The organism is Paenibacillus sp. P4_E11 (assembly GCF_056401635.1).
Window position 1 is genome coordinate 1 of sequence record NZ_JBFUIX010000212.1, and the last position, 4,658, is coordinate 4,658.

Sequence of the window (4,658 nt, forward strand, 5' to 3'; positions counted from 1 at the left end):
CCAATTACGTATGTTCCGATAATATCAACGGCACCTATAGTGCAGTGACCCATTTGATACAACTCGGTCATAGCAAAATCGGATTTGTTTCCACTCATACCAATGGCACGACGAGCATAGAAGATCGTATTAYGGGATACGAAAAAGCCCTTCTCGAACATGACATCCTGATTGACCGACATCTATGTATGACTAAGCTGGACAGAACGCAGGTAGGCACCATTTATCGGGAAGGTAAGGGTCATTCCGTAAGCAAGGAACAGCTAAGGGAGTATTTGTCGCAAAATCCAGAGCTTACTGCGGTAATTGCCGTCAACTCCGCGGTAGGGATAACGTTTATGGAAGTGGCCAAAGAAATGTCTATCCAAGTGCCGGAAGATATGTCGGTCATATTCTTGGATGACTTTGAGATGTCGGCTTTTTCCGCAGTTCCTCCCACTTGTTTGAGTCAGGAAGAATACATACTCGGACGCGAAGCGGTCAAATTGTTAGTGTCGATCATTAATAAACCACGCCAGCATCGCCGGAAAGTTATTGTTCCAACCCGCCTCATTGTTCGCAAATCGACAGCTCCCCCCAGGCTTCACGACCAATCGAAAACTCATTTGTGAAAAATATAACCAATAAACAACTTAGTGCCTATGTACTGATTCCAATCCGCGTAAACCGCGGGTTGTTCGTTCATTCAATTAAGATTGTGTTGTCAGCGGTTTGCTGCCATAAAGTGAAATAATGGTGAAAAAACCATTGATGGATAAAGACATGGAGGCTACGATTCTGATTGTGGAGGACGACCCATAACAAGTCGCGTAAATCGCGGCTTTTTTGTTTTATGGGACAAAGTTCCTGTCATTTATGGGATAAAGAAGTTGTCGGATGCTGACCTGAAAAAGGGCAAAGGATAGAACAACCGTTAAACGACGGGTACGATAGTTGAAACGGCAGATGCAGATCAACTCTGGAGCCGACAGAGCATTTGGCTAGCGAGAGCCTTTCGCTCATCGCACTGCCTCTTCATAAGCGACTTCTCAGATGGCCACCGCCGATCATTACGATTTTCAAACTTAGATCAAGTACAATTGATTTCGTCCACACGATCCTTTGGCGAAATATATTTTTCGTTGTTATGATGCATATCATTAAAAAGTAACGTGCAAACAAATTCTATTGGGAAAGAGGGTAGATAATTATTGTAAAGCGCCGGATTAAGAAGTTTTTGAGTTTGCTGGTCGGCCTCAGCTTGCTTCTGTCGATTATCTCCGTCAGGACTGTGTCTGCAGATTTCTCCGCCGCCTTATCGAATCCGGGTTTTGAAGATGCCTTCACGCCTACTTCGATTTCGGGGTGGAGCAGCTTCGGCACGACGGGGCAATTAAGCGTATCGCACCAGGTGAAGTATAAGCAAAATTTCAGTTTGCTTATGGTTGACGACTCGAGTACTACGAATGCAGGCGTCATCTCAGATCCGGTCGCAGCGGTTGCCGGACAATCGCTTAAAGCTTCCGCATACGTTTATCGCCAAGGTGGAAGCGTCGTCGGAATCTATCTTCGCTATTACAATGCAAGCGGTACGTTCCTATCTCAGGACTACTATACCCCTCAAAGTCTCCCTCAGGAGGATTGGACTCCTATCACAGTATCCGGTATCGTTCCCGCCGGAGCGACTAACGCACGAATTCTCATTTATTCCACGAACACCGGCATTACTACTACTTATGTCGATCAGGTCGATCTGGTCAGCTCCATTCGAAATAACGGCTTCGAGGAACCTGTAGTCGGCGGCGTCATCCCCGGCTGGAGCCAGACCTTTGGCAACGGAGGGATCGCAGTATCCACGACCAAAGCGAAGACCGGCACCAATAGCTTGAAAATAACCGACAGCAGCACGACGAGCGCTTACGGTCTGGAAACCCAGAAAATGAGCATTGTCGCCGGCGAATCCTACAAGGCGACAGCCTATGTGAACATATCCGGAGGGAACGCGGAGCTGTATTTGCGCTATTACAATAGCGCGGGCACGCTGGTCGGCAACTTCAATACCGCGGTCACGACGCAGAACGTATGGACGCTGGCAGCTGTGGTGGGGACTGCTCCGACTGGRGCGGCAACAGCCAGCCTGCTACTCTATTCCTCCAGCGCGAACACGACAACGACTTACTTTGACGACGTTGACATTCGCAACGCCCTGACAAACTTGTCCACTCAGGTAGTCGGAGTTTCTGTGAACAAAGGGATCATCGGTAAGGATAACGTCGGCAATGATGTGCTGTACACGGCCGTCCAAGGAAAGCCTGCGATCTTCACAGTGGTCGACATTAAGACGGAACAGGTGGTCAAGGAGATGCCGCTTCCCGGCGCGATCGTGGCTTGGGCGTTCGGACTCGCGCCCGATGGGACCGTCTACATCGGCACCACCTCGAATGGGCATCTCATGACGTACACGCCCGGAGCGGATGATGTTACGGATTTGGGGCAGGCCATATCTGGCGAGTCCTCCATTTGGGATCTGGAGTGGGTGCCTTCGCTGAACCAGCTGTACGGAGGCACAGCCGATCATAACAAGGTGTTCAAATATACGGCGAGCGGTGGCTTATTGGATCTGGGCACGATGGTTGCCGGTGAAAGCCATGTGCGCAGTCTTGCTTTCAATTCGGCCAGCGGGCTCCTCTATGCGGGTATCGGCTCGCATGCGCATCTGATCGAATATAACCGTACCACAGGCTCCAAGACGRACATTCTGCCCGCAGCCTATGMCTACGAAAATTCGGTCTATGATCTGGATATGGTGAACGGCAAATTAATCGTACGGCTCGAACCGGATTACAAGTTCCTTGTCATGGATCCGTCCACGAGAACCGTTGTGAATGAATTTCCGGGCTCTTCGCGCGGGGTATCGCCGCTGTCCCCGATCGACGACAAATTTTATTTCTCCTACAAAAACATTCTGTACAACTACGATTTCAGCTCGAACTCGACGACGAATCTGAATATAGACCTGCAGGGCGAGGCTCTAAACTACGCCTTCGTCCAACTGAATCAAACAAATTATCCGGGCTATACGATGGTTGGATTGGCCGGCAACACGGGCAAAATGTATAAGTACAATCTTTCCACGGGCTTTTATGAAATCAGGGATTTGCCCCTGTTTCCGCAACCGATCGACATTTTTGAAATCGGGGAGGATTCGAACGGATTGATTTATTCGAGCGGGTTCGTTTCAGGTGGGATCGAAACTTATAATCCGACGACAGGATCAGTCAATTCGTACAAAGGCATCGGTCAATCGGAAGGAATCATGCCGCTCGGCTCCATGATGTATTTCGGCAAATATCCCGACGCCGTTATCTATCGATACGATCCGTCGACCGCCTGGAGCGTGCCGTCCAATCCGACCGAGCTTTTCCGGCTTGACGGCTACGAGCAGGATCGTCCGCTCGCCATGCTGGGTGTAGAGTCGACGGGTAAAATGTACATCGGAACCGCACCGGACTACGGTAAGCTCGGCGGAGCGCTGACGGTTTATAATCCGGCGACGAATACGCATCCCACCACTCGTAACATCCTCAATCAGCAGAGTATTACGTCATTTGCTTTCAAAAACAATGAACTGTTCGGCGGAGGCTCCATCTACGGCGGTACGGGCAGCATTGCGACGGAGACGGAAGCGAAATTGTTCATTTACAATACGACGACGGACCTCAAGTCGACCGAATTGGTGCCGGTCGCCGGCATGAAGCTGATTACCGGTTTAATCGTGGGGCCTGACGGAAACATCTGGGGCTTCGCGGACGGCACGTTATTCGTTCTGTCGCCTACGACTCGAACGGTTACGTACACCAGCAGCCTGTTCCCTTCGTTCTCGAATCGTCTTTATGGAGCCAGAATGGAAATCGGCGACGACGGGTGGGTTTACGGCACGCTCGGTGGCACATTTTCAAGCTCAATCCGACAACGAAGGCCATGACGGTACTCCGCAATAAGGGCGACGCGAACCGATTGGTGAAGGATAGCAACGGCAACTTTTATTTTGAGAATGGCAGCGATTTGTTCAGGTACGAAGTGAAGTAACGGCAAAAGGGCTGTTCCGGGGGTAGCGCCTTCGGAGCAGCCTTGTTTTGTCAGGGGTGGCTGAAATTGAAGAGCGCCCTTTTTTCTTGTTCTTTGGAATTTTTCATTTTACTATGCATACAAAATAGAGAGGGGACAAGTTTACTTATTGGGGGGTTTGCATTTTGAATATTCTTGTTACGTGTGTGGGGCAAAGAGTGAACATCATTCAATATATCAAAAAGTCATTGGCAGATCTGGGAGGTAAAGTGATTGCGGTGGATTGCAGTGAGTCTGCACCAGCACTTTACTTTTCCGATCATTATGAAATAGTTCCTCCAATTCATGATGTTAAATACTTGGATGAAATTAAGCGAATTTGCATAAAAAACGAAGTAACCGCAGTTATCTCTCTGATCGATCCAGAGCTTCCTATTTATGCTAGAGCTAAAGAAGATTTTATGAAGCATCACATCAATATTATTGTTTCAGATCCAAGGGTTATTGAAATATGTAATGATAAAAAAATGACATACCAATTTTTAGCCAGTCAAAATATTCCAACCATTCCGACTTATTCTACAATGGAGGAAATGCGACTAGATCAAGGG

Annotated in this window: 3 protein-coding genes; all 3 read left to right on the top strand. The window is 48.7% G+C overall.

The genetic code is table 11. From position 1 onward, the window contains the following. Window positions 1-611: LacI family DNA-binding transcriptional regulator (locus AC1DWB_RS31410; protein WP_477545027.1), on the top strand; the 611-nt coding region annotated here is incomplete at its 5' end. Window positions 612-1,216: 605 nt separating this feature from the next. After that, window positions 1,217-3,964 (top strand): carbohydrate binding domain-containing protein, encoded by a 2,748-nt coding sequence (locus tag AC1DWB_RS31415; protein ID WP_477545028.1) that lies wholly within the window; start codon window positions 1,217-1,219, stop codon window positions 3,962-3,964. A gap of 268 nt (window positions 3,965-4,232) precedes the next feature. Continuing rightward, window positions 4,233-4,658: ATP-grasp domain-containing protein (locus AC1DWB_RS31420; protein ID WP_477545029.1), on the top strand; the 426-nt coding region annotated here is incomplete at its 3' end.